A 24,411-nucleotide genomic window follows, 5' to 3' on the forward strand; every position below is an offset into this window, starting at 1 on the left:
CCAATACACGCGGGGGGCGGAGCCCCCCGCGTGTATTGGTGTGAGTATGCCTGGTTGCCCGGTGGCGTCGCCGACGGGGTGCTCATCGAGGTCGAGGGCGCCAGGATCGCGCAGATCGGCCAGGGCGCGCAGGGCTCGGCGGAGCGGCTGGCGGGGCTCACGATCCCCGGCCTGGCCAACGCCCACTCCCACGCCTTCCACCGCGCGCTGCGCGGCACCGCCCAGGAGGGCAAGGGCGACTTCTGGACCTGGCGCGACGGCATGTACGAAGTGGCCGCCAGGCTCGACCCCGACAGCTATCTCCAGCTCGCCAGGGCCGTCTACGCCGAGATGGCCCTGGCCGGGGTGACCTGCGTGGGCGAGTTCCACTACCTGCACCACGCGCCGGACGGCCGCCCGTACGCCGACCCCAACGCGATGGGCCACGCCCTCATCCGCGCCGCCAGGGACGCGGGCCTGCGCATCGCGCTGCTCGACACCTGCTACGTGTCCGGCGGCATCGGCGTCCCCCTGTCCGGCACCCAGCTGCGCTTCACCGACGGGGACGCCGAAGGCTGGGCGGCCAGAGCCGAGCACCTGGCTTCGGACTACGAGGGGCAGCCCGACGTGGAGATCGGCGCGGCCATCCACTCCGTGCGCGGGGTGCCGCCTGAGCAGATGCCGGTCGTTGCGGAGTTCTCCCACCGCTACGCGGCGCCCCTGCACGTGCACGTCTCCGAGCAGCAGGCGGAGAACACGGCCTGCGTGGAGACGTACGCGGCCACGCCGACGCAGGTGCTGCACGAGCGGGGGGTGATGGGGCCGCGTTCGACCGTGGTGCACGCCACCCACCTGACCGACGTGGACGTCGAGCTGCTCGCGCAGTCGGGCACGTACATCTGCATGTGCCCCACCACCGAACGCGACCTCGCGGACGGCATCGGCCCCGCCAGGGCGGCGGCCGACCGGGGCGCGCCGATCACGCTCGGCTCGGACAGCCATGCCGTGATCGACCTGTTCGAGGAGGCCAGGGCGGTGGAGCTGGACGAGCGGCTGGCCAGCGGGAAACGCGGCCACTGGCGCGCCGCCGAGCTGCTCGCCGCCGCCACCGGCGCGGGCCACTCCTCGCTCGGCTTCCCCGACGCCGGCCAGCTCGTGCCCGGCGCCTGGGCCGACCTGGTGTCCGTACGGCTCGACTCCGTACGCACGGCGGGCGCCAAGGGGCTGGAGGCCGTGGTGTTCGCGGCCACGGCGGCGGACGTGCACTCGGTGGTCTCGGGCGGGCGGCGGGTGGTCGCCGAGGGGCGGCACCAGCTCGGCGACGTCGGATCCATGCTGGCCAAGGCGATAGGGGAGCTGCGATGACCACGACGCTGATCGACGGAATCGGGTCGCTCTACACCGGTGACCCCGAGCGCGAGGAGATCGCGGACGCTGCGCTGGTCGTCGAGGACGGCCTGGTCGCCTGGACGGGGCACGCCACGGACGCCCCCGACGCCGACGAGCGGGTGGACGTACAGGGCCGGGCGGTGATCCCCGGCTTCGTGGACAGCCACGCGCACCTGGTCTTCGCGGGCGACAGGACGGCCGAGTTCCAGGCCCGCATGTCCGGCCAGCCGTACACGGGCGGCGGCATCAGGACCACGGTCGCCGCCACCAGGCAGGCGAGCGACGCCGAGCTGGCCACCCGCGCTCTCGGGCTGGTCAACGAGATGCTCGCGCAGGGCACGACCACAGTCGAGATCAAGAGCGGGTACGGGCTGTCCGTCGCCGACGAGCGGCGCTCGCTGGAGATCGCCACCGGGCTCACCGACGAGACCACGTTCCTGGGGGCGCATGTCGTGCCCGCGGACCTGGACGCCGACTCCTACGTGCGGCTCGTGGCGGGGGAGATGTTGGAGGCGTGTGCGCCGTACGCGAAGTGGGTGGACGCGTTCTGCGAGCGCGGGGCGTTCGACGGGGACCAGACGCGGGAGATCCTGGCCGCCGGGCTGAAGGCGGGGCTGGGGGCGCGGGTGCACGCCAACCAGCTCGGCGAGGGGCCGGGGGTGCGGATCGCCTGCGAGCTGGGCGCCGCCTCCGCCGACCACTGCACCCATCTGACGCCGGGCGACGTGGAGGCGCTGGCGTCCTCGGACACGGTGGCCACGCTGCTGCCGGGGGCCGAGTTCTCGACGCGGTCGCCGTACCCTGACGCTCGGCGGCTCATCGACGCGGGCGTCACCGTGGCGCTGGCCACCGACTGCAATCCGGGGTCGTCGTTCACGTCGTCGATGGCGTTCTGCGTGGCGCTGGCCGTACGCGAGATGGGGATGACGCCGGTGGAGGCGGTCAGGGCGGCGACGTACGGAGGGGCCCGCGCGCTACGGCGTACGGACGTAGGCTGGTTGCGCCGCGGAGCCCGCGCGGACCTGGTCGTGCTCGACGCCCCCTCCTACGTGCATCTGGCCTACAGACCCGGCGTACCCCTCGTCCACCAGGTGTTTCACGGTGGTCTCCTCCTTTAGGAGGACATCCAGAACCCTCCCTCGGTCGTAGTTGTTTAGGGAATCTTTGCATCTGGCCGGACGTTGGCCGGATATAGAACGCAGCTGCGGAACGAGGTGCCTGGGGATGGCAAGGCCTACGGGGAGTCGCACGCAGGAGCAGCACGTCGCCGATCGCGATCTGCTGGGGACATATCTGGCCGAGATCGGCCGGGTCCCGCTGCTCACGGCGGAGGAAGAGGTTGAGCTCGCCAAGCGGATAGAGGCGGGCCTCTTCGCCGAGCAGCTGCTCGACAGCGGGGGCTCGGAGCCGCGGATCGGGGACGCGGCCGACGAGGAGCTGGAGCGCCTGGCCATTTCGGGCCAGCGGGCGAAGGACGAGTTCATCCAGGCCAACCTGCGCCTGGTGGTGGCGGTCGCGCGGAAGTATTCGGGGCGGGGGATGCCGCTGATCGACCTGGTCCAGGAGGGGAACCTGGGCCTTGTTCGCGCTGTGGAGAAGTTCGACTACCGGCGGGGATACAAGTTCTCCACGTACGCGACGTGGTGGATCAGGCAGTCGGTCGGGCGCGCCATCCACGAGCAGGCCCGTCCGGTACGTCTCCCCACGCACGCGGGGGAGCAGATGACCCGGTTGATGCGGGTCCGGCGGGACATGCTGGCGGAGTTCGACGTCGAGCCCACCGACGACGACCTCGCCGGGATCCTGGACCTGCCGATCGAGCGGGTGCGGGAGCTGCGGCGGTGGGCCTCCGATCCGGTCTCGCTGCAGCTCGGGGTGGGGGACGAGGACGAGACCGAGCTCGGCGACATGATCGCCGACGAGACGTGGGCCGATCCCGAGCAGCAGGCCATCGACATCCTGGAGCGGGAGCGGCTGGACCAGTGGCTGACCGGGCTCGAGGGTGATACCAGCGAGATGTTGCGGTGGCGTTACGGGCTGGTGGACGGGCGCGAGCACACGCTCACGGAGGTGGGGGAGCGCTACGGCATCGGGCGCGACCGGGCCCGCCGCATCGAACGGGACGCGCTGGCCCGACTCCGCAAGATGGCCACCGCCGCCGCCTGACCCCGGCGGGCAGGGCGCCGGGCTGTGGGAGGCGGGTGGTCGGTCGTGGCGGAGGCCGCGGTGGAGGAATTCCTCGACCGCGGCCTCCGCCGTGTCGTGGTCTTGCACCTGCGCCGCTTTTGGACTGAACCCTGAACGCTCTACACCAGCGGGGTGAGGTGTTTGTCCAGGTCGTCGAGGATCTTGCCGGCGGCCGTGACTCCGATGCCGGTCATCCAGATCTCGTCGTCCACGTTGTAGGCGTGACCGGCCTTGACGGCGGCCAGGTTCTTCCACAGCGGCCCGCCGGTCACCGTGGCCTGCGACTTGGCGGCCGCCTCGCCGAATGCGGTGTAGAACAGGGCGTCCCCGTCAGCGTCGGCGATGTTCTCCTGGCTCAGCTTGGCGAAGCGGCGGTCCTCATGGCCGGTGAGGAGCTGGGCTTCGGGCCGGGGGATGCCGGCGTCGCCCAGCACGATCCCGGAGAACGAGTCGGGGCCGTAGATGCGGATCTCGGTCGGCCGGAACCGCACGATGCTCACCTTGATCTTGGAGAACCTGGCGCCGACCTCCTTGGCCCGTGTCTCGTAGGCGGTCAGCAGCTGCTGGGCCTGGTCCTTCTTGCCCAGCGCCGCGGCGTCGAGCAGGAAGTTCTCCTTCCAGGTGATGCCGACTCGCTCGGTGAACACGGTCGGGGCGATCTTGCTGAGCTTGTCGTAGAGCGCGGCCTGGCGGAACTTGGAGCCGAGGATGAGATCCGGCTTGAGCGCCGCGATGGCCTCGATGTTGGGCTGCGCGATGGTCCCCACCGATTTGGTGCCCGCCAGGGCCGAGCCGAGGTATTGGGGGAAGGCCTCGTTCTCGGTCACCTGCACGGCGCCCGCAGGGGCGAGGCCGAGCGACGCCATGCTGTCGAGCTTGTCCGTGTCGAGCACCACGACCCGCTTGGGGGTCATCGGCACCTTCGTTTCTCCCATGGCGTGCTTGACGGTCCTGGTGGGACCGGCCTCCTGGGAGCTGGTGGCAGTGCCGCAGGAGGCGAGGGCGAGTAGGGGGAGCATGGCGGCGAGGGCCAGGCGGAGACGCATGGGCATTCCTTGATCTATTAGGTTAGGCAAGCCTAAGTATCGCACGTCCGATATAGCGCAGCCGAAATCGGGCGTGTGAGAGTCCCGAAACGTTGCCGAAACACCAGTGCGGCGAGATTCACCAATGTGAAACACACCTGGTCGAGCCACGAAACCCCAGGCGAACACGCTGTGGCCACACGCCACATGTAATAAGGAGGGTCGCGTCGTGAAGATCGATAGCGGCACCACAGCCTGGATGCTCGCGGCAACCGCCCTGGTGCTGCTGATGACTCCGGGTCTCGCGTTCTTCTACGGGGGCATGACCAGGGCCAAGAGTGTCCTGAACATGATGATGATGTCGTTCGGCGCCATCATCACGGTGACCATCGCCTGGGTGCTGTTCGGGCACTCGCTGGCATTCACCGACAACGCCAGCGCGGCGATCAACAACGTGGTCGGCGGCTTCGACGCTCTCGGCCTGCAGAGCCTGGTGGACACCGCCACCAAGGACGACGGCACCGGCATGCCGAGCCTGGTCTTCTCGGCCTTCCAGCTGACGTTCGCCATCATCACCGTCGCTCTGATCAGCGGCGCGATCGCGGACCGGGCGAAGTTCGGCGCGTGGATCCTCTTCAGCATCATCTGGGCGACGCTGGTCTACTTCCCGGTCGCGCACTGGGTCTGGGGCACCGGCTGGCTCAACACCATGGGCATCGAGGACTTCGCGGGCGGCACGGTGGTCCACATCAACGCCGGAGCCGCGGCGCTGGCGCTGGCCCTGGTCCTCGGCAAGCGCAAGGGGTGGCGCAAGGAGCAGATGAGGCCGCACAACCTCACGCTCGTCCTGCTCGGCGCCGGCCTGCTGTGGTTCGGCTGGTTCGGCTTCAACGCGGGTTCCGAGCTGGCCGTGGACGGCACCGCCGGCCTGGCGTTCATGAACACCCAGATCGCCACCGCGGTCGCCGCGGGCACCTGGCTCGTCGTGGAGAAGCTGCGTGACGGGCACGCCACCAGCCTCGGTGTCGCCTCCGGCGCGGTCGCCGGTCTGGTCGCCATCACCCCGGCCTGTGGTTTCGTGGACCCGTGGGCCGCGATGGTCATCGGCTTGCTGGCCGGCGGGATCTGCGCCTACGCCGTCGGCCTGAAGTACAAGCTCAACTACGACGACTCCCTCGACGTGGTCGGCGTGCACCTGGTGGGTGGCGTCATCGGCGCCGTCTCGCTCGGCTTCCTGGCCGCGTACCCCTTCCTGGAGCAGCAGAGCGAGGGCCTGTTCTACGGCGGCGGCGTCGGCCAGCTGGGCCTGCAGGTGCTCGGCCCGATCGCCGTCGGCGGCTACTCGTTCGTCATCACCTGGGTCATCGGAAAGATCATCGACAAGACGATGGGCTTCCGGATCACCGCCGACGACGAGGTCACCGGCGTTGACGTCACCACGCACGCCGAGACCGGCTACGACCTCGGCACGGTCTACGCCTCCGGCGTGACCTCCCCGAACGGTCCCGCCACCCCGGCACAGAAGAAGGTGGACGCATGAGGCTCATCACCGCGATCATCAAGCCGTTCAAGCTCGATGACGTGAAGGCCGCGCTGGAGCAGTTCGGCATCAAGGGAATGACGGTCAGCGAGGCCAGCGGCTACGGCCGGCAGCGCGGCCACACCGAGGTCTACCGCGGCGCCGAGTACCAGGTGGACCTGGTGCCGAAGGTCAGGCTTGAGGTCCTCGCGGAAGAGGATGACACCGAGGACGTGATCGACGTCATCGTCAAGGCCGCGCACACCGGCAAGATCGGCGACGGCAAGGTCTGGTCCGTGCCCGTGGACACCGTCATCCGAGTGCGCACGGGAGAGAGGGGCCCGGAGGCCCTGTGAGATATCCGCAGCTACGCCGGGACATCGGGGTCCGGGCGGAGCACGGCAGGGTTTTCACGATGGATCCGTGGCGAGGCTCGGACGACGGCGTCCGGGCGGCGCTCGGCAAGGGGGCACAGCAGTGAGGGGAGAGGCCCGTTCGTACGCCGCGGCCCGCAAGGAGCGGGCCGCGGACACCGACCGCTGGCTGAAGGATCTCTTCCGTACGGCGAGCGACGGCGACCATGTCTCACTGGTCGCCGTCGGGAGCCTCGGGAGGGGCGAGCTGGCACCGGGCAGCGACCTCGACCTGGTCCTGCTCCACAACGGCCGGGCCGACGTGGCCAGGATCGCCGACCGGATCTGGTATCCGATCTGGGACTCGGCCGTCAGCCTGGACCACTCCGTGCGCACGGTCGAAGAGGCGGTGTCGGTCGCCAGGCAGGATCTGAAGGCCGTGCTCGGCCTCATCCAGGCCAGGCACGTGGCGGGTGACCCCGAGCTGACCAGGAAGGCCAGGGAGGCGGTGCTGGCCGAGTGGCGGGCCGACTCCCGGCGCAGGCTGGGCGAGCTGCGTGACGCGGCCGACAAGCGGGCCCAGGTCAGCGGCGAGCTGGCCTTCCTCCTCGAACCAGATCTGAAGGACGGGCGTGGCGGGCTCCGCGACGTCCAGGCCATGCAGGCCGTGGCGGCGGCCTGGGTCGCCTCGGCGCCGGGCCCCCGGGCGCGCGAGGCGTACGAGTTCATCCTGGATGTGCGGCACGCGCTGCACATCGTCACCGCCCGCGGCACCGACCGCCTGGTGCTGCAGGAGCAGGACGCCGTGGCCGGGCTGCTCGGCCTGCTCGACGCCGAGGCGCTGATGCGCCGGCTCGCCGAGGCTGGCCGCACCGTCTCCCATGCCTTCGACGTCACCTGGCGCACTGTTGACAGGCTCCTGTCAGGCCCCGCTCCCAGAGGCCGCCGCCCGCTGGCGGACGGCGTGGTCGAGCACGGTGGTGAAGTGGTGCTCGCCAGGGGGATCAGCCCCCGCAAGGACCCCGTCCTGGTGTTGCGGGCCGCCGCCGCGGCGGCCGACTCCGGACTGCCGCTGGCGCCCGCGACGGTGTCCGTCCTGGCTGCTCAGTCGCCTCCGCTGCCGGTGCCGTGGCCCGAGGAGGCGCGCGACGCGCTGGTGTCGATCCTCGGCGCCGGCCGCGCCGCCGTGCCCGTGTGGGAGGAGCTCGACCAGGCGGGCATCCTTGTCAAACTGCTCCCTGACTGGGAACGCGTACGCCATCGCCCCCAGCGCAACCCGATCCACCGCTTCACGGTCGACAGGCATCTGATCGAGGCCGCCGCGAACGCCGCCAGCCACACCCGCGAGGTCTCCCGTCCCGACCTCCTGCTGATCGCGGCGCTCCTGCACGACGTCGGCAAGGGCTGGCCAGGGGACCACTCCGCCACGGGCGAGGTCGTGGTGCGCGACATCGCCACCCGCATCGGCCTGCCGGCGCAGGACGTGGAGACCCTCGCCACCGTCGTACGCCACCACCTGCTGCTGCCCGAGACCGCCACCCGCAGGGACCTCGACGACCCCGTCACGATCGAGAAGGTCGCCGCCACCGTCGGCACGCGCGAGGTCCTCGACCTGCTGGCCGCGCTGGCGGTCGCCGACGGCAACGCGACCGGTCCGGCCGCCTGGAACAGCTGGAAGGCCGGGCTCGTCGCCGACCTCGTCCGCCGCGTCAGGTCCGTGCTGGCTGGGTCGACGCCGCCCAAGCCGCCCACGCTGTCGACCGAGCAGGCCTCGCTGGCCAGGCACGGCGGCGGTGCCGTCCGGGTCAACGGCGGGGCGGTCACGGTCGTCGCCCCCGACCGGGTGGGGCTGCTGTGGAGCGCCGCCGGCGTGCTCTCCGCGCACCGGCTCGTCGTCCGCTCCGCCTCGTCCGCCTCCGCGGGGTCCACGGCGGTGATCGAGTTCTCCGTCATCCCCGAGTACGGCTCCCCGCCCGACCCCGCCACGCTGGAGTCCGACCTCCGTCTCGTCCTTGCTGGCCGCCTTGACATCGAGCAGCGGCTGGCCCGCCGTACCCGGTCCATGAGACCGCCCCGGGTACCCGTGGCTCCACCTCGGGTAACACTGGTCGACGACGCCTCCGCGACCGCCACCGTGGTGGAAGTCAGGGCCCATGACAGGCCGGGGCTTCTGTGGCGTATAGGACGGGCGTTCGGGGAGTGCGGTCTTGACGTGAGAGCCGCTCGCGTAGAGACTCTCGGCGCGGAGGCGGTAGACGTCTTCTATGTTGTGGATCGCGCCGGTCGCCCCCTCAGCGACGACGCGCAGAGGGCTCAAGTCCGCGATCAGGTGCTTGCCGCACTGCGATAACCAACAGCACACAACTACCGGTCACATATGTAACGATTGTGTCCGTTATGCCGGGTAAGTCGGGTGCTGCGGATACCTTGTGGACGGCTTGAACACCCGTTGCTGACGGGACGATTGAGGGGTAGCGAAAGCAGTGACTACGGGGAACTCCGACGGCGGCCACGCCGCGAGGCGGGACCGCGGGAAGCGGTCGCTGCCACGCCTCGGCCTGCGAAACTGGCGTGTGAGGTGGCGGCTCACCGCGCTCATCCTGGTGCCCACCATCGCCGGCGTCGTGCTCGGTGGAGCGCGCGTGGTCGGCTCCGTCCAGAGCATCGCGGACTACGACCGCACGGCCACCGCGGCCGAGGCGGCGGGCCGCATCCGCGACCTGGTGCAGGCGATCGGTCTGGAGCGTGACACCGGCGGCTGGATCGGCGCGTCCCGCGCGATGCGCAAGAAGCTCGCCCAACCGCTCGCCGAGCACAAGGCGGCCGTCGACACCCTGGTCAAGACCGTCAGCGCCGACCTCGACACGATGGACGACTCGTACGGCCCCCGCATCGTCAAGGCCGCCGGCCAGGCGAAGAACGACCTGAGCCGGCTACCCAGGATCAGGGCCGAGGGCCAGGTCGACACCATCCGCTACGACTTCCTCACCGACACCCTGATCAAGCTGCACGACGAGCTGAGCCTGCTGTCCGACGACCCGCAGATCATCGGCCAGTTCCGCGCCCTGAGCGCGCTCGTGGCGGCCAAGGAGGAGATCTCCAGGCAGCGCGTCCAGCTGCTCCAGGCCTCCTACGACAGCCAGCGCGTGGACGCCAAGGAGGTCGAGACCTTCATCGCCTCCAACGCCCGCCAGCAGGGCGACATCGCCACCGTCGGCGCGGAGGCCGGCGTCGAGACCGGCTTGGAGCTGTCCAAGGCGCTCACCTCCAAGCCCGAGTACGTCAGGGTCCAGCTCACCAAGTCCCGCGCGGTCACGCTGGCCAGCGGCCGGGCGCCGGGCGCCAGGATCACCGACAACCTGATCTCCGCCAGGGCCAGCCGCCAGGAGTGGTTCGACGACAACACGGCCACCGTCGACGTCCTGCACGGGATCGAGAGGGACCTGTCCGCCAAGGTGAACCTGCGCAGCCAGGAGCTGCGCGAGTCCGAGATCCGCAACGCGATCATCGCCGGTGGCCTGATCCTGGCGCTGCTGCTGCTCGTCCTGCTCCTCACCGTGGCCATCGCGCGCTCCATGGTCACTCCGCTGCGCCGGCTGCGTACCGAGGCGCTGGAGGTGGCCGGCTTCCGGCTGCCCGACGTGGTGCGCCAGCTGCGGGTCAGCGGCGACTCGGGGGTTGCCGAGGTACGCCCGATCGAGATCGAGGGCAACGACGAGATCGGCGAGGTGGCCAGGGCCTTCGACCAGGTGCACCGCCAGGCCGTGCGGCTGGCGGGCGAGGAGGCCGACCTGCGCAGCAACATCAGCTCGATGTTCGTCAACCTCTCGCGCCGCACCCAGACGCTGGTCGAGCGGCAGATCTCGCTGATCGACGGCCTGGAGAAGGGCGAGCAGGACGGCGGCCGGCTGGCCGACCTGTTCAAGCTCGACCACCTGGCCACCCGCATGCGCCGCAACTCCGAGAACCTGCTGGTCCTGGCCGGCCACGAGGCCACCCGCCGGCGCAGCCAGCCCGCGAAGCTGGTCGACGTCGTACGCGCCGCGCTGTCGGAGGTCGAAGGCTACGAGCGGGTCCAGGTCAGGGTGCACCGGGCCACCTCCGTGCTCGGCAGCGCCGCGAACGACCTGGTGCACCTCGTCGCCGAGCTGGTCGAGAACGCCATCCAGTTCTCCCCGAGCAACTCCCACGTCACGGTCACCAGCAGCCTCATCGAGGGCGGCGGCGCCCTGCTGTCGGTGAGCGACCTCGGCATCAGCATGACGGAGGACGAGCTGGCCGAGGCGAACCGGCGCCTGGCCGAGCCGCCCGTCGTGGACGTGTCGGTCTCCCGGCGCATGGGCCTGTTCGTGGTCGGCCGCCTGGCGTTGCGCCACGGCATCAGGGTGCAGCTCAGGAAGGGCGACGGGGCCGGCCTGATCGCCATGGTACTGCTGCCGCCCACGCTGATCGCCGACGGCATGCAGCAGCCGTTGCCGCAGCGGCCGGCGTTCGGCGGCGGGACCGTGCCCAGCCAGGCCGGACCGCCCGCCCAGAACGGGTCGTTCAGGTCGTTCGGCAGCTTCGACTCCCTCGACGGCGGCCCAGCGAGGCCCGGGCCCGCGCGGCATTCCTTTGAGAGTCCGGCTCCGCAGGGGCCCTTCGACAGCGCGTCCGGGCCGGGGTTCGGCTCGTTCAACTCCGACACCGGCCGGCAGGGGACCCAGGGGTTCACCGCCGACACCGATGGTGGTTCGTACCGCAGGCAGCCGCCGTCGTTCGACTCCGGCGCCTACCCGTCGTACCCGGGGACGGGGTCCTACCCGTCGGGTAATGGCGCGTTCCAGACGCCGCCCTCGTACAGCACCAACGACGTGCGCAGGCCGGAGCCGGCGCCGTCGGTCGAGGTGTCGCCGATGGAGCCGGAGCAGGAGGAGTTCCTGCCGATCTTCGCCTCGGTGGAGTCCGCCTGGTTCCGCAGACCGCCCGGTGAGCAGCCGCCGCAGCCCCAGTCACAGGCGCCGGCGCAGGGCGAAAGTGAGGTCCGCCCCGCGCAGGCCGTACCCTCTGGGGAGGAAGCGTGGCGGACGGCCGCGGACGCCGGATGGCGTGCGGCGGCCGCGGCCAGCAAGCCGAGCCTGGGCGGCATCACCGCCGCCGGGCTCCCCAAGCGCACCCCCAAGGCGAACTTGGTTCCCGGTACGGCAAGCCAGCCCGCGCAGCCGCAACACCAGCCGCAACGGCAGGCGCCGGCGCCCCCGGTCTCAGCGGACCGGGTGCGCAACCGGATGGCCAGCTACCAGCAGGGTGTGCGACGGGGTCGTCAGGAAGTTCGTGGACAGGAGGAACAAGAGTGAGTAAGCGTCCCGTCGGGGAGGATGCGTGACAACCCTTAGTCATGAGGCGCACAGGTTCGACTGGCTGATCACGGACTTCGTCCGCAACACGCCCGGAGTCGCCCATGCCGTCGTCGTGTCGGCGGACGGCCTCTGCCTGGCCACCTCGGAGGGTTTCCCGCCAGACCGGGCCGACCAGCTCGCCGCCGTGTCCGCGGGCCTGTTGAGCCTGACCGTGGGCGCGTCCAGGGTGTTCGAGGGCGGCGCCGTGACGCAGACCGTCGTCGAGATGGAGCGCGGGTTGCTCCTGGTCATGGCGATCAGCGACGGCTCCGTGCTCACGGTGCTGGCCGGTGCCGACTGTGACATGGGCCTGGTGGCGTACCAGATGACGCTGCTGGTGGACCGGGCGGGACAGGCGCTCACGCCGTCCCTGCGCGCCGAACTCCAGGCGGCCAGGACCCGGTGATGTGATGGAACTGATGGGAGAGGGCCGTGTACGGCGCTGACGGGGCTGGGGACGACGAGCCCCTGTTCCGTCCTTACGCGGTGACAGGCGGCCGTTCGGAGCCGCGCTATCACCTCGCGATGGAGACGTTGATCTCGTCTATGTCGATCCCGGACGAAGAGATGGCCATGCTCACCCCCGAGCAGGAGGCCATCATGCAGCTCTGCAGGTCGTTCCGGTCGGTCGCCGAGATCTCGGCCCTGCTCCGCGTCCCGCTGGGCGTGGCCAGGGTGCTTGTTGCGGACATGTCAGACGAAGGGCTTGTCCGCCTGCACCAGCCACGCCTCAGCCAGGGACAACCAGACCTCAACATGCTCGAAAGGGTGCTCAGTGGACTACGCAGGCTCTAGCCCCGGGCTCACCTCGACGAAGATCGTCGTGGCTGGTGGGTTCGGCGTCGGCAAGACGACGTTCGTGGGGGCGGTGTCCGAGATCCTCCCGCTAACCACAGAAGCGGTGATGACCGACGCGTCCGCGGGCATCGACGACCTCGGCATGACCCCGAACAAGCAGACCACCACCGTCGCCATGGACTTCGGCCGGCTGTCGCTCGACCGCGACCTGATCCTCTACCTGTTCGGGACGCCGGGGCAGCACCGGTTCTGGTTCATGTGGGACGACCTGGTGCGCGGCGCGATTGGCGCGGTCGTGCTGCTCGACACCCGCCGCCTGGCCGACAGCTTTCCCGCCATCGACTACTTCGAAGAGGCCAAGCTGCCGTTCGTGGTGGGCATCAACGGCTGGGACGGGCAGTTCCCGCACTCCGACGTGGAGGTCAGGGAGGCGCTCGCCCTGTCGCCGCACGTGCCGATCGTGCGTACCGACGCCCGCAACCGCGAGTCGGTCAAGTCGACGCTGATCTCGCTGGTCGAGCACGTCGTACGCCTGCGCGCCGCGCCCGTCCGCTAGCCCCACGGGACTTCGGTGAGGGAGTTGAGCACCGGGACCAGCCGCTCCTCCTCATAAGCGAAGTGGGCCTCCAGCTCACCCGAGATGCGGTCGAGTGTCTCCGGCTCGGTGGCCTCGCGCAGCTCCTCGACCAGCTTGGCGATCACCACGTGCTCGCCGCGCAACCGGTCGAGCGGCTGCTTCAGCTCCGGGAAGAGCCGCTCCAGGTGCGGGAACGCCACGCGGTCCTCGCCCGAGTGGTGGAAGCTCACCGCGTCGCAGAACGCCAGGCAATGGGCCCGCAGGTCGCTGGCGCCCGCCTCACCGGCGCGCAGCTTGGCCAGCTCGCCTCTGAGGTAGCCGTGCACCCTGATCAGCTCGTCGCCCAACGCCTCCAGCCGCTCAGCCTCGGGATAGAGCGCGACGACCGGGATGACCCGCTCCGTCCCTTCCTGGTACGCGGCGAAGGCCGGGTCCATGGCGGCCTGGCGGGCGTACATGAGGTCGCGCTCCTCGCCCTCCAGCGGTACCGCCCTGGCCGCGAACCGCTCCGCACCCAGCTCGACGATGACCCGGGGGTTGGCCACGACATTGTGGTACCAGGCCGGGTGGGCGTCGCCGCCCGCGTTGGAGGCGAACACCAGGACCCGCTCGCCGTCTCTCAGGAAGACCGCCGGATTGGTACGCCGTAGCCCGGTCCTGGCACCCGTGGTGGTGAGCAGGACCAGCGGGGCGCCCTCGAACATGCCGCCCACCTCGCCGCCGTTCGCCCGGAACTCCTCGATGACCTGCTGGTTGAAGTCCGCCATCTCACTATCCTTTGATTAGCCAGATTCGTATTTGCTTTGCTAACAAAGCTAATTTAGACAGCAAGGTATTGGGGATGTCAACAGACGGCTTGAGCGTGGACGACGGGATCAGGACATTGCTGCTGCTGATGCCGCGCATGGTGGGGCGGGCCAAGCGGCTGGGGGTACCGGAGGAGCTGCAGTCGTTGTCGCTGGCGCCCCGGCATCTGTCGCTGCTGGCGTACCTGCTGTTCGACGGCTCGATGACGGTGAACGAGTTGGCGCGGCGACTGGAGGTGGCCCCTGCGACGGTCAGCCTGATGGTGGGGGAGCTGAGCAGGAAGGGCGTGCTGGAGCGGCGCGAGGACGACGCGGACCGGCGCCGTACGATCGTGAGCATCGCCGGCGGGCACCAGGATTCGATCAACGAGTGGCTCGGCTACGGCGCCAAGGCGTGGCGGCAGGCCCTGGAGCCGCTCACGCCCGAGCAGCGGCGGATGTTCGTGGACACGCTCCTGGCCTACGAACAGGCCCTTTCGAGTTGAGGCTGTCGGGCGCTCAGGCTCGGGTGTTCACCAGGGCCTCGATGCCGTCGAGGACGCGTTGCAGGCCGAACTCGAAGGCGTGCTCCGGGCTGTAGGCCGCGTTGAGTGCCTCTCCGGCCGCCTGGCCGACCCTGGCGGCCGTGGGGAAGCGGCTGGGGTCGGAGATCCGGCTGAGGAAGGGCGCGTGCGCGGCCCACCACTGCTGGTCGGTCATACCCGTCTGGCTCTCCGCCAGCGCTGCCTCCACCGCGCCCCTGGCCGCCCCGTGCACGAAGCCGGTGACCAGTGTGATCACCGAGTCCATCTCGAGGTCCGACAGGCCGATGCCGTCCACCGCGCGTAGCTCGTAGTCGTACTTGGCCGTGACGTTCGGGCCGAGCACGGGCCGGCTGGCCGCCACCTGCAGCAGCCACGGGTGGCGCAGGTAGAGGTGCCAGTTCTCCCTGGCGATCTGCTCCAGCCTGGCCCGCCAGCCGTCCGGCACGTCCTCCGGCCTGTCGGTCTCGCCGTAGACGGTGTCCAGCATGACGTCGAACAGCTCCGGCTTGCCCGGCACGTACGTGTAGAGCGACATCGTCCCGACGCCCAGCCGCTCGGCCACGCGGCGCATGGACAGCGCCTGCAGCCCCTCGGCGTCGGCCACCTCGATGGCCGCGCGCACGATGCGGTCGACGCTCAGCTCGGGCTTCCCCTTGCGGCTGGCCCGCTCGCTGGTACGCCAGAGCAACGCCAGGCTGCGCGCCGGATCGCCCTTCCCGGAAAACTCCACGGTCACATGTGTACGGTACACCGTACGGTTGCCGATCTGAATCGTATGCTGTACGGTACGCCGTACGAGTCGTGAAGGAGACAGGCATGTCGGCGGTGCTCACGCGGGGGTTGCGGAAGACGTACGGCGAGAAAGCGGCGCTCGACGGCGTCGATCTGGACGTGGGCCCGGGCACGGTCTGCGGCCTGCTCGGACCCAACGGCGCGGGCAAGACCACGGCCGTCCGCATCCTCACCACGCTCCTGCGCGCCTCGGGCGGCCGCGCGGAGGTGGCGGGCTTCGACGTGGCAACCCAGCCCCGCCAGGTACGCCGCAACATCGGCCTGGTCGGCCAGCACGCCGCCGTGGACGAGTTGCTGACCGGCAGGCAGAACCTGGAGATGTTCGGCCGCCTCTACCACCTCGGCGCGGGCGCGGCCCGGACCAGGGCCGCGGAACTGCTGGAACGGTTCGGGCTGGAGCACACCGGCCCGGCCAAGGAGTATTCGGGCGGCATGCGGCGCAGGCTCGACCTCGCGGCCGGCATGATCCTGGCCCCGCCCGTGCTCTTCCTCGACGAGCCGACGACGGGGCTGGATCCGCGCAGCCGTGCCGAGATCTGGCGCGCGGTGCGCGACCTGGTGTCCGGCGGCACCACCGTGTTGCTGACCACGCAGTACCTGGAGGAGGCCGACCAGCTCGCGGACCGGATCTCGGTGATCGACGCCGGGCGGGTGGTGGCCGAGGGCACGCCGGACGAGCTCAAGTCCAAGCTCGGCGGCGACCGGCTCGACGTGGTCATCCACGACCCGGCGCGGCTCACCGAGGCCGCTGCGATCGCCGGCGCGGTGGCGTCCGGGCCGGCCGAGATCGACCAGGACACCAGGCACGTGAGGGCGCCCGTGAACGAGCGGGTGCAGGCGCTCACGGAGGTGCTCGCGGCGCTGGCGGCGGCCGGGATCGAGGCCGAGGACGTCGCCCTGCGCCGCCCCACTCTCGACGAGGTCTTCCTGAACCTCACCAACGCAGGAGGCGGCACGAAATGAAGTGGGTACTGGCTGACGGATGGACGGTCGCCCGTCGGGATCTGATCCATTGGGCCAACCAGCCGATGACGGTGGTGTTCGGGGTGGCGTTCCCCGTGGTGATCACCCTGGCCTTCGGCTACCTGTTCGGCGGTGCGGTGGAGGTGCCCTCGGGGGCGGACTATTTCGCGTTCCTCATGCCCGGCATGTACGGCATGACGATGCTCTTCGGCCTGAGCGCCACCATGATCGCCGTCACCACCGACGCCTCCAAGGGCATCACGGACCGCTTCCGCTCGATGCCCATGGCGCCGTCGGGGGTGCTGATCGGCCGCGCCATCGCCGACCTGCTCAACTCGGTGCTGATCCTGGCCGGTCTGCTGGCCTGCGGCCTGGCGGTCGGCTGGCGCCCGGCCACGCTGCCGGGGGCGCTGGGCGCGGTGGGCCTGCTCCTGCTCCTGCGCTTCTCCCTGCTCTGGGCAGGCATGTACCTCGGGCTCCTCACCAAGGACCCCGGCGGGGTGGTGGCGATCCAGACGCTGGAGTTCCCGATCGGGTTCCTGTCGAACGCCTTCGTCGCCCCCGGCACCATGCCGGGCTGGCTGGGCGCGATCTCGGAGTGGAACCCGCTGTCATCCACGGTCGCCGCGACCAGGGAGCTGTTCGGGAACCCGGGGTGGGGCGGGGAGTCGTGGGTGGCCCAGCACGCGGTCCTGATGGCCGTGCTCTGGCCCGTGGCGATCACGGCCGTGTTCTTCGCCCTGTCGGTCCGCCTGTACCAGCGCCTCGACCGCTGATCGCGTCGATGTCGGCTGGGTTGTCTGCGAAATGTCGGTAGCTGACACCGCGGTATGTCGGTTCTTGGGGCCGTGAAATGTCGGTTCTCTTACCCGCGGGATATCGTTTCCGCAGGTAGGGGGTGCAGCGATGAATCTCGTACGACGTGTCGTGGCCCTTACTTCGCGGGGCCGGTGAGCAGGGCGATGGAGTGCTGGGCCGAGCGGATGCGGCGGGTGCGCTCCTCGTCCTCCCCGCCCAGCTCCAGCCCCTCCTCCGCGATCGTCCCGAACGCGGCGAACGACGCCAGCCGCTGCCGCACGACCTTCTCGAACGCGTCGTCCTCGATCCGGTAGTACGTGGTGCGCTCGCCCAGCCGGGTGCGGCGGCGGACGAGGCCGATGGAGGTCAGCAGGCGCATGTTGGACGTCATGGACGCCCTGCTGGCCCCGATCGCGTCGGCGATCTCACCGGCGGACTGCTCGGCGGGGGTGCAGATGAGCAGCCAGCCCAGGATGCGCCCGGTGATGGGCGCCAGGCCCCAGGCGTCGCCACAGAACGTCGCCACCCGCTCGACCCATTCGAGCATGCGCTCGCGGTCGTTTTCAGGAGCCATAAGCTTCAGTTTAGTCTGAAACAACTGTCACTTATGCCGGTGGAACTCCGCGGGGTCCGGGGGGAGTGGGGTGTTGCCGAGGATGAGGTCGGCGGACTTCTCGGCGAGCATCATGACCGGGGCGTAGATGTTGCCGTTCGTGACGTACGGCATGGCCGAGGCGTCCACGACGCGGAGGCCGTCGAGGCCGTGGACGCGCATGGTTTCGGGGTCGATGACGGACATGTCGTCGAGGCCCATCTTGCTGGTGCAGGAGGGATGGAGGGCGGTTTCGCCGTCTCTGGCCACCCACGACAGGATTTCCTCGTCCGTCTGCACTTCGGGGCCCGGGGAGAGTTCGCCGCCGTTCAGGTCTGCCCAGACCGGTTGGGAGAGGATCTTCCTCGCGTGTTTGATGGCCTCGACCCACTCCCGGCGGTCCTGGTCCGTGGAGAGGTAGTTGAAGCGCAGCGCGGGCTTCTCGTGCGGGTCGCTGGACTTGATGCGGACCGAGCCCCGGGCGTCCGAGTACATCGGGCCGATGTGGACCTGGTAGCCGTGGCCGCCCGCGGGGGCCGAGCCGTCGTAGCGGACCGCGATCGGCAGGAAGTGGAACATCAGGTTCGGGTATGCCACGTCGTCGTTGGAGCGGATGAAGCCGCCCGCCTCGAAGTGGTTCGTGGCCCCGGGGCCGCCTCTGAGGAAGAGCCAATTGGCGCCGATGAAGGGCCTGCGCCACATCGCCAGTGACGGTTGTTGCGAGACGGGCTGCTTGCAGGCGTGCTGGACGTACACCTCCAGGTGGTCCTGGAGGTTCTCGCCCACGCCAGGCAGGTCGTGGACGACCTCTATGTCCAGGGGCTCCAGCAGCGCCCTCGGGCCGACGCCTGAGAGCTGGAGGAGCTGGGGGGTGTTGATCGCGCCGCCGCACAGGATGATCTCGCCTGCGTTGATGCGCTCGCCGCCGCAGAGCACGCCCACGGCCCTGGTTCCGTCAAAGAGGATCTTCTCCACGAAGGCTCGGGTCCGTACCTGGAGGTTGCGGCGGTGGCGTACCGGGTGGAGGTACGCGCGAGCCGCGCTCAGGCGGCGGCCGCGGTGGATGTTGCGGTCGAAGGCGGCGAAGCCCTCCTGGCGGTAGCCGTTCACGTCGTCGGTCAGCGGGTGGCCTGCCTGCTGGACCGCCTCGAAGAACGCCTCGAACAGCGGGCCTCGGGCGGGGCCGCGCTCCAGCCGGAGCGGTCCGTCGCCACCGCGGAACGCCGAGTCCGGGTCCGCGAGGCAGGTTTCCATCCGCTTGAAGTACGGGAGGCAGTGCGCGTAGTCCCAGTGCTTCATCCCGGGGTCCGACGCCCAGCGCTCGTAGTCCAGGGGGTTACCGCGCTGGAAGATCATGCCGTTGATGCTGCTGGAGCCGCCCAGCACCTTGCCCCGGGCGTGGTAGATCCGCCGGTCGTTCATGAACGGCTCCGGCTCCGACTCGTACTTCCAGTCGTAGAAGCGGCTGCCGATCGGGAACATCAGCGCGGCCGGCATGTGGATGAAGACGTCCCACAGGTAGTCCGGCCGGCCAGCCTCCAGGACCAGGACCGACGTCGAAGGGTCGGCGCTCAGCCGGTTGGCCAGGGCGCAGCCGGCCGAGCCGCCGCCGACGATCACGTAGTCGAACCTCAACGCGGGATCCAGTCCTTCCACACGATCTTGTTCTCTTCCACCCACACCTTGGCCGCCTCTTGGGCGGTCATCTTCTCGTTGATCATGTCACTGGCGACGGCGTTCTGGTCGTCGTTGCTCCAGTTGAAGTTGCGGACCAGCTCGTACGCCCGGCCGCCGGTCTGCGCGAACCGCTTGCTGACGATCTTGTCCAGCAGGTAGGGAGGGTAGTCGCAGGCGACCTTGGCCGGGGCGTTGTCGCAGCCCACAGCGTAGGGGGGCAGCGCGATCTTGACCAGTTTGACCTTCGTGAACAACCACTGCGGCTCGTAGAAATACATGAGCAGCGGCCTCCGGTTCTTCGCCGCGAACTCGGCGGCCTTGATCAGCGCGTCCTCGCTGCCCGAGTAGACGACCTGGTAATTGAGCCCGAGGTTCTTGACGAGAGCCTCGTCGTTGGTGACGAATGTCGGGTCGCCGTCCAGGATCTGTCCGGCATTTCCGGTTTTTTCGGTCCGGAAGAGGCGGGCGTACTTATTGAGGTTTCGGTAGTCCGTAATGTCAGGATATTTCTTGACCATCCACTCGGGGACGTACCAGCCGATCACGCCCTTGTTCCCCGTGAGACCGGCCGACAGAGCCACCTGCTTCTTCTCGATGTACTCCTTCTTCAAGGCGGTGTGACCCCAGTCTTCGACGATCACGTCGACCTTGCCGGTCTCGAAGTCCTTCCAGGAATCCCCCTCCTTCATGGCCCGCTTGTTGACCTTGTACCCGAGCTCGTGCTCGAGCAGGTACGCCAGCACCCCGGCCTGGGCCTCGTACCCCACCCAGGCGTGGATGTCGATGTTCACGGTCCCCTTGGACCTGGCGGCCGAGTCGGGCTCCTCGCTGGAGCAGGCGGCCAGCAGCAGGGCGGCGATCAGCGGCCCGACGAGCGTCTTCGTTCGCATGAGAGGTCTCCACGACCGCGGCCCCTCCACGAGGAGGGGCCCACGATCGATCAGGGTTCAGGACGGCGTCACTTGGGGATCCAGGCCTGCCACTTGGCGGTGTTGGCCTCCACCCACTTCTTGGCGGCCTGCTCGCCGGTCATGCCGTTGTTGGTCATGTCGTCGGCGACGGCGTTCTGGTCCTCGTTGGTCCAGCTGAAGTTCTTGACCAGCTCGTAGGCCTTGCCGCCGGTGTCGGCGAACTTCTTGCTCACGATCTTGTCGAGGTCCATCTCCGGGTAGTCGCACGCGACCTTCTTCGGGTCGGCGTCGCAGCCCTCGGTGTAGGCGGGCAGGTTGACGCGGACCAGGTCGGTCTTGCTGAACAGCCAGTGCGGGTCCCAGAAGTAGAACAGCAGCGCCTTCTTCTGCTCCTGCGCCTGCTGGGCGCCCTTGATCAGGGCCGCCTCACTGCCGCCGACGACGACCTTGAAGTTCAGCTTGAGGTTCTTGATCAGGGCTTCCTCGTTGCTGACGTACGACGGGTCGCCGAACAGCAGCTGGCCCTTGTCACCCGACTCCGAAGTCTTGAACAGGTCGGCGTACTTGTTGAGGTTCTTGGAGTCGGTGATGTCGGGGTGCTCGTCGGCCATCCACTTCGGGATGTACCAGCCGATGACGCCCTTGTTGCCGGTGGAGCCGGCTTCGACCGCGACCTTCTTCTCCTCGATGAACTGCTTCTTCAGGTCCGGGTGACCCCAGTTCTCGATGATGACGTCGACGTCGCCGGTCTCGAAGCCCTCCCAGGCCAGCTGCTCCTTGATCTCGGGCAGCTCGACGGTGTAACCGAGCTCGTTCTTCAGCAGGTACGCGACGACGTTCGCGCTGGCCTCGTACCCCACCCAGGGGTTGATCGCGATCTTCACGGTGCCGGCGGCGCTGCTGGCGCCCGCCGACGATGGGGCGGCGGAGCTGGGTGAGGTCTCGACTGTGGCTCCGCCGCAGCCTGCGGCGGCTAGCCCAAGAACCAAGAGGCCTGCGAGCAGGCGAATCTTCATGTGAACTTCCTCTTTCGGGGGGAAGGGCGCCTGTCGGCGCCCTGCGTGATGCGGTCGAGCATGACGCCGAGAAGTACGGTCGCGATGCCCGCGATGAAGCCCATGCCGAAGTCGGTGCGCTGGGAGAACCCGCTGACCACGTCGTAGCCGAGCGCACCGGCCCCGACCAGGCCGCCGACGACGACCATGGCCAGCGTCATGACGATGCCCTGGTTGGCCGCGAGCAGGATCGCCTGCCTGGCCATCGGCAGCTGCACCTTCCACAGGAGCTGGCCCGAGGTCGAGCCGGCCGAGGCGGCGGCCTCCACGACCGTGGCGGGCACGGCCTTGATGCCGTCCTCGACCAGGCGCACCACGGGCGGCACCGCGTAGATGATCGAGGCGAAGATCGCGGTGAACCTGGTGGTCTCGAACAGCGCCAGCGCCGGCAGCAGGTAGACGAAGGCGGGCATGGTCTGGGCGGCGTCGAGGATGGGCCGCTGCACGGCCGAGTAGCGCGGCGAGCGGGCCGCGGCCACCCCCAGCAGCAGGCCGATGAGCAGGGTGACCAGGACCGCGACGGCGACCGTGGTCAGCGTCTGCATGGCGTGCTCCCAGGTGCCCAGCAGCGCGATCGCCAGCAGGCAGGCGAGCGCGGTCAGTGCCGCGCGCACCCCGCTCACCCGCCAGGCGACGGCCAGCACCGCCAGGGCGATCAGCCACCACGGGGCCGAGGTGAGCACACCTTCCAGCGGGTTCAGCAGGGCGTAGGAGGTGAGGTCCTTGATGAACGTCGTGACCGTGAACCAGTTGGTCTCGGCCCAGCGGACGGCGTCGTTCACCTCGGCGACGAAGTTGACCGTGAGGTTCTCCGGCCACGTCCGGGGGAGCACGGGGATGAGCGCGAGCCCGGCCACCGCCAGCACGCCCGCGGCGGCGAGGTTGAGCCTGCCGATCCGCGCGTGGGAGTCGCGCGTGTTCATGGCCTCACTCCGTGAGGCGGCTCGGTCACCCTTGATGCCGCCGCCTTCCCCCGCTCTGGTCGCTTCGCTCCCGCCGCTCCTCCAGGCGACGGCGCTCCCTCGCTGGGCGATCGCCATCGTCGTCCGGTCGAGCACCACGGCCATGATCACGACCGCTATGCCCGCCGGGAGCATGATGCCCACCTGCGCCCGGGACAGGCCGCGGATGATGTCGCCGCCCAAGCCAGGGGCCGAGATCAGGTTCGCGATGACGACCATGGACAGGGCCATCATGATGGTCTGGTTCACCGCCAGCGCCATCGTGGACCTGGCCAGCGGCAGGTAGACCTTGAACAACGTCTGCCAGCGCGTCGCGCCCAGCGACGAGGACGCCTCGACCGCCGTGGGCGAGACCTCCGAGACGGCCAGCGCGGTGATGCGGATGGCGGGCGGGATCGAGTAGATCATCGTCGCGATGGCCCCGGCGGGCGCGCCGATGTGGAAGAACAGCGCGAGCGGCGCCAGGTACGCGAACGTCGGCATGATCTGCATGACGTCCAGGACCGGCGTGATCACCCGGCGCACGCGGCTGGAGAGCCCGGCCCAGACGCCCAGCGGGATCCCGATGGCCAGCGACAGCAACACCGCGACCGAGACCAGGGCCAGCGTGTCGACGCTCGACTGCCACAAGCCCAGGAACCCGAACGCGCTCACGCCCGCGACCGCCAGCAACGCGATCCGCCAGCCGCCCGCCAGCCAGGCCAGCGCGCCCATGACGCCGGTGATGCCGGGCCAGCCGAGCGCGTACAGGACGGTCTCGAACAGGTCGTAGAGGCCGCCGACGAAGAGCCGGATGTAGTTCAGGAAGTACAGGAAGAGCGGGTTGTCGTTGCGATGGTCGTCGATCCACTCGCGCAGGTCGGTGACGGCCAGGAACTGCGGCGCCTCGTTGTCGTGCGGCAACGTCCCCGTGCCGCGGAAGACCAGGTACGCCGCCGCGAACAGGACCGCCACCCCGGCCGGGGCCGCCCACCTCGGTAACCCGAGCCTGGAAGGCGCGCTGACAGCCGAGCTGCTCACACGCCCTCCTTCGTCGGGCGCGTGAGCAGCACAATGCTGCTGTGTCTGATTGTTCGCTCGCTGCGCTCGCTCATGTGGCCGCCTTGACGGACAAGTCCTCGCCCGACAGGAAGGTCAGCAGGTCCACCCGGTCCACGACGCCCGCCAACTCGTCGCCGTCCATGATCCTGATCGGGCGAGAGGAGGCGGAGGAGGCGCCGATGGCGTCCTTGATGAGGGTGGTGACCGGCAGCGCGGGCCCGTCCAGCGGCTCTCCCGGCTCGGGCTCGCGGCAGATCCAGCGCAGGGTCAGTACGTGGCTCCTGGGCACATCCCGTACGAAGTCGGCCACGTAGTCGTCGGCCGGCGCGGCCACCAGCTCCTCGGCCGTGCCGAGCTGCACGATCGAGCCCGCCCGCATGATCGCGATCCGCTCGCCCAGCCTGAGCGCCTCGGACAGGTCGTGCGTGATGAACACCATCGTCTTGCCGACCTCGCGGTGCAGCCGGATCACCTCGGCCTGCATGTCGCGGCGGATCAGCGGGTCGAGCGCGCTGAACGGCTCGTCGAACAACATCACCTGTGGGTCCACGGCCAGCGCCCTGGCCAGGCCCACGCGTTGCTGCATGCCGCCGGAGAGCTGGTCGGGGTAGGCGTCGGCGTAGCCGTCGAGGCCGACGAGGGAGAGGATCTCGCCGGCCCGCGCGTGCCTGGCGACCTTGGCGGTGCCCTGGATCTCCAGGCCGTAGGCGACGTTGTCGATCACCTTGCGGTGCGGCAGCAGGCCGAAGTGCTGGAAGACCATGCTGACCTGGTGCCGACGGAGCTCGCGGAGCCTGGCGGGGGAGGCGCTGCAGATGTCCTCGCCGCCGATCCTGATGTCGCCGGCGCTGGGCTCGATGAGCCGGGTGAGGCAGCGTACGAGGGTGGACTTGCCGCTGCCCGACAGGCCCATGACCACGAAGACCTCGCCGGGGCGCACCTCGAAGCTGACGTCCCTGACGGCGGCGGTGCAGCCGGTCTTCTCTCTCAGCGCGGCGGGCTCAAGCTGCTTGTCATCGCTGTCCAGCACTTTCTGCGCCCTGGAACCGAAGATCTTCCAAAGGCCGGCAACGGTGATAGCCGCA

General features: G+C 69.6%; 22 protein-coding genes. 13 read left to right on the forward strand and 9 right to left on the reverse strand.

All coding sequences use genetic code 11. The features are described 5' to 3' along the window. The first annotated feature begins 30 nt into the window (after positions 1-30). The 3 genes from ACFLIM_RS30745 (at position 31) to ACFLIM_RS30755 (ending at position 3,534) form a co-directional block, all read left to right on the forward strand. Positions 31-1,344, forward strand: coding sequence for a formimidoylglutamate deiminase (locus tag ACFLIM_RS30745; protein WP_393171392.1), 1,314 nt, complete (start codon positions 31-33; stop codon positions 1,342-1,344). Further along, positions 1,341-2,486, forward strand: coding sequence for an imidazolonepropionase (gene hutI / locus ACFLIM_RS30750; protein WP_393171394.1), 1,146 nt, complete (start codon positions 1,341-1,343; stop codon positions 2,484-2,486). The genes ACFLIM_RS30745 and hutI overlap by 4 nt, the downstream gene beginning before the upstream one ends. A gap of 106 nt (positions 2,487-2,592) precedes the next feature. Next, positions 2,593-3,534 (forward strand): sigma-70 family RNA polymerase sigma factor, encoded by a 942-nt coding sequence (locus tag ACFLIM_RS30755; protein WP_393171396.1) that lies wholly within the window; start codon positions 2,593-2,595, stop codon positions 3,532-3,534. Between the two features lie 140 nt (positions 3,535-3,674). Here ACFLIM_RS30755 and ACFLIM_RS30760 read toward each other — a convergent pair whose 3' ends face one another. Beyond that, positions 3,675-4,601 (reverse strand): ABC transporter substrate-binding protein, encoded by a 927-nt coding sequence (locus ACFLIM_RS30760; RefSeq protein ID WP_393171398.1) that lies wholly within the window; start codon positions 4,599-4,601, stop codon positions 3,675-3,677. Positions 4,602-4,809: 208 nt separating this feature from the next. Here ACFLIM_RS30760 and ACFLIM_RS30765 point away from each other — a divergent pair, with 208 nt between their 5' ends. The 7 genes from ACFLIM_RS30765 to ACFLIM_RS30795 all read left to right on the forward strand — a co-directional run bounded on the left by ACFLIM_RS30765 (position 4,810) and on the right by ACFLIM_RS30795 (position 13,184). Next, entirely contained in the window at positions 4,810-6,120 is a 1,311-nt protein-coding gene (locus ACFLIM_RS30765) for an ammonium transporter (protein WP_393171400.1), read from the forward strand. Further along, positions 6,117-6,455 (forward strand): P-II family nitrogen regulator, encoded by a 339-nt coding sequence (locus tag ACFLIM_RS30770; protein WP_020546578.1) that lies wholly within the window; start codon positions 6,117-6,119, stop codon positions 6,453-6,455. Before ACFLIM_RS30765 ends, ACFLIM_RS30770 begins: the two co-directional genes overlap by 4 nt. 121 nt (positions 6,456-6,576) lie before the next feature. Next, entirely contained in the window at positions 6,577-8,802 is a 2,226-nt protein-coding gene (locus ACFLIM_RS30775) for a [protein-PII] uridylyltransferase (RefSeq protein WP_393171402.1), read from the forward strand. 223 nt (positions 8,803-9,025) lie between these two features. Next, positions 9,026-11,788: a sensor histidine kinase gene (locus ACFLIM_RS30780; RefSeq protein WP_393171404.1), complete on the forward strand. Its 2,763-nt coding sequence runs from the start codon at positions 9,026-9,028 to the stop codon at positions 11,786-11,788. A 25-nt stretch (positions 11,789-11,813) separates the two neighbouring features. Next, complete coding sequence (locus tag ACFLIM_RS30785; protein ID WP_393171406.1) at positions 11,814-12,236, forward strand: roadblock/LC7 domain-containing protein; 423 nt, start codon at positions 11,814-11,816, stop codon at positions 12,234-12,236. Between the two features lie 26 nt (positions 12,237-12,262). Continuing rightward, the gene (locus ACFLIM_RS30790) at positions 12,263-12,625 is read left to right on the forward strand and encodes a DUF742 domain-containing protein (RefSeq protein ID WP_393171407.1); all 363 of its coding nucleotides are present in this window, start codon (positions 12,263-12,265) and stop codon (positions 12,623-12,625) included. Then, positions 12,606-13,184 carry a GTP-binding protein gene (locus ACFLIM_RS30795; RefSeq protein ID WP_393171409.1) on the forward strand — a complete coding sequence of 193 codons (579 nt, stop codon included), beginning with the start codon at positions 12,606-12,608 and terminating at the stop codon, positions 13,182-13,184. The genes ACFLIM_RS30790 and ACFLIM_RS30795 overlap by 20 nt, the downstream gene beginning before the upstream one ends. On the opposite strand, the gene ACFLIM_RS30800 is transcribed toward ACFLIM_RS30795, so the two are convergent. Beyond that, positions 13,181-13,972, reverse strand: coding sequence for a nitroreductase/quinone reductase family protein (locus ACFLIM_RS30800; RefSeq protein WP_393171411.1), 792 nt, complete (start codon positions 13,970-13,972; stop codon positions 13,181-13,183). The two genes, ACFLIM_RS30795 and ACFLIM_RS30800, sit on opposite strands and share 4 nt — an antisense overlap. Positions 13,973-14,046: 74 nt before the next feature. Between ACFLIM_RS30800 and ACFLIM_RS30805 the strand changes: the two genes are divergently transcribed. Next, positions 14,047-14,496 carry a MarR family transcriptional regulator gene (locus ACFLIM_RS30805; protein ID WP_393171413.1) on the forward strand — a complete coding sequence of 150 codons (450 nt, stop codon included), beginning with the start codon at positions 14,047-14,049 and terminating at the stop codon, positions 14,494-14,496. Between the two features lie 13 nt (positions 14,497-14,509). Here ACFLIM_RS30805 and ACFLIM_RS30810 read toward each other — a convergent pair whose 3' ends face one another. Then, positions 14,510-15,271 carry a TetR/AcrR family transcriptional regulator gene (locus ACFLIM_RS30810; RefSeq protein WP_393171415.1) on the reverse strand — a complete coding sequence of 254 codons (762 nt, stop codon included), beginning with the start codon at positions 15,269-15,271 and terminating at the stop codon, positions 14,510-14,512. Positions 15,272-15,351: 80 nt separating this feature from the next. On the opposite strand from ACFLIM_RS30810, the gene ACFLIM_RS30815 reads away from it, so the two are divergent. Both ACFLIM_RS30815 and ACFLIM_RS30820 read left to right on the forward strand, forming a co-directional pair. After that, positions 15,352-16,290 (forward strand): ATP-binding cassette domain-containing protein, encoded by a 939-nt coding sequence (locus tag ACFLIM_RS30815; protein WP_393171417.1) that lies wholly within the window; start codon positions 15,352-15,354, stop codon positions 16,288-16,290. Continuing rightward, positions 16,287-17,066: an ABC transporter permease gene (locus ACFLIM_RS30820; RefSeq protein WP_393171418.1), complete on the forward strand. Its 780-nt coding sequence runs from the start codon at positions 16,287-16,289 to the stop codon at positions 17,064-17,066. Before ACFLIM_RS30815 ends, ACFLIM_RS30820 begins: the two co-directional genes overlap by 4 nt. Positions 17,067-17,224: 158 nt before the next feature. Here ACFLIM_RS30820 and ACFLIM_RS30825 read toward each other — a convergent pair whose 3' ends face one another. From ACFLIM_RS30825 to ACFLIM_RS30850, 6 genes are all read right to left on the reverse strand, one after another. Continuing rightward, positions 17,225-17,662: a GbsR/MarR family transcriptional regulator gene (locus ACFLIM_RS30825; RefSeq protein WP_393171420.1), complete on the reverse strand. Its 438-nt coding sequence runs from the start codon at positions 17,660-17,662 to the stop codon at positions 17,225-17,227. A gap of 27 nt (positions 17,663-17,689) precedes the next feature. After that, on the reverse strand, positions 17,690-19,336 hold the full coding sequence (gene betA / locus ACFLIM_RS30830; protein ID WP_393171422.1) for a choline dehydrogenase: 1,647 nt from the start codon (positions 19,334-19,336) through the stop codon (positions 17,690-17,692). Then, complete coding sequence (locus ACFLIM_RS30835; RefSeq protein ID WP_393171424.1) at positions 19,312-20,247, reverse strand: ABC transporter substrate-binding protein; 936 nt, start codon at positions 20,245-20,247, stop codon at positions 19,312-19,314. Before ACFLIM_RS30835 ends, betA begins: the two co-directional genes overlap by 25 nt. A gap of 68 nt (positions 20,248-20,315) precedes the next feature. Then, positions 20,316-21,152 (reverse strand): ABC transporter substrate-binding protein, encoded by an 837-nt coding sequence (locus ACFLIM_RS30840; protein ID WP_393171425.1) that lies wholly within the window; start codon positions 21,150-21,152, stop codon positions 20,316-20,318. A 128-nt stretch (positions 21,153-21,280) separates the two neighbouring features. After that, positions 21,281-23,305, reverse strand: coding sequence for an ABC transporter permease (locus ACFLIM_RS30845; protein WP_393171427.1), 2,025 nt, complete (start codon positions 23,303-23,305; stop codon positions 21,281-21,283). A 70-nt stretch (positions 23,306-23,375) separates the two neighbouring features. Then, a complete protein-coding gene (locus tag ACFLIM_RS30850) occupies positions 23,376-24,356 on the reverse strand; it encodes a quaternary amine ABC transporter ATP-binding protein (RefSeq protein WP_393171429.1) in 981 nt (326 codons plus the stop codon). Between the last annotated feature and the right edge of the window lie 55 nt (positions 24,357-24,411).

The sequence above is a fragment of the Nonomuraea marmarensis genome (assembly GCF_043197025.1).
Classification (GTDB): Bacteria; Actinomycetota; Actinomycetes; order Streptosporangiales; family Streptosporangiaceae; genus Nonomuraea; species Nonomuraea marmarensis.

Coding starts and splice junctions, on each gene's coding strand:
- hutI (WP_393171394.1), top strand. CDS start 1,341: ATGACCACGACGCTGATCGACGGAATCGGGTCGCTCTACACCGGTGAC.
- ACFLIM_RS30755 (WP_393171396.1), top strand. CDS start 2,593: ATGGCAAGGCCTACGGGGAGTCGCACGCAGGAGCAGCACGTCGCCGAT.
- ACFLIM_RS30760 (WP_393171398.1), bottom strand. CDS start 4,601: ATGCGTCTCCGCCTGGCCCTCGCCGCCATGCTCCCCCTACTCGCCCTC.
- ACFLIM_RS30770 (WP_020546578.1), top strand. CDS start 6,117: ATGAGGCTCATCACCGCGATCATCAAGCCGTTCAAGCTCGATGACGTG.
- ACFLIM_RS30800 (WP_393171411.1), bottom strand. CDS start 13,972: ATGGCGGACTTCAACCAGCAGGTCATCGAGGAGTTCCGGGCGAACGGC.
- ACFLIM_RS30805 (WP_393171413.1), top strand. CDS start 14,047: ATGTCAACAGACGGCTTGAGCGTGGACGACGGGATCAGGACATTGCTG.
- ACFLIM_RS30815 (WP_393171417.1), top strand. CDS start 15,352: ATGTCGGCGGTGCTCACGCGGGGGTTGCGGAAGACGTACGGCGAGAAA.
- ACFLIM_RS30820 (WP_393171418.1), top strand. CDS start 16,287: ATGAAGTGGGTACTGGCTGACGGATGGACGGTCGCCCGTCGGGATCTG.
- ACFLIM_RS30825 (WP_393171420.1), bottom strand. CDS start 17,662: ATGGCTCCTGAAAACGACCGCGAGCGCATGCTCGAATGGGTCGAGCGG.
- ACFLIM_RS30835 (WP_393171424.1), bottom strand. CDS start 20,247: ATGCGAACGAAGACGCTCGTCGGGCCGCTGATCGCCGCCCTGCTGCTG.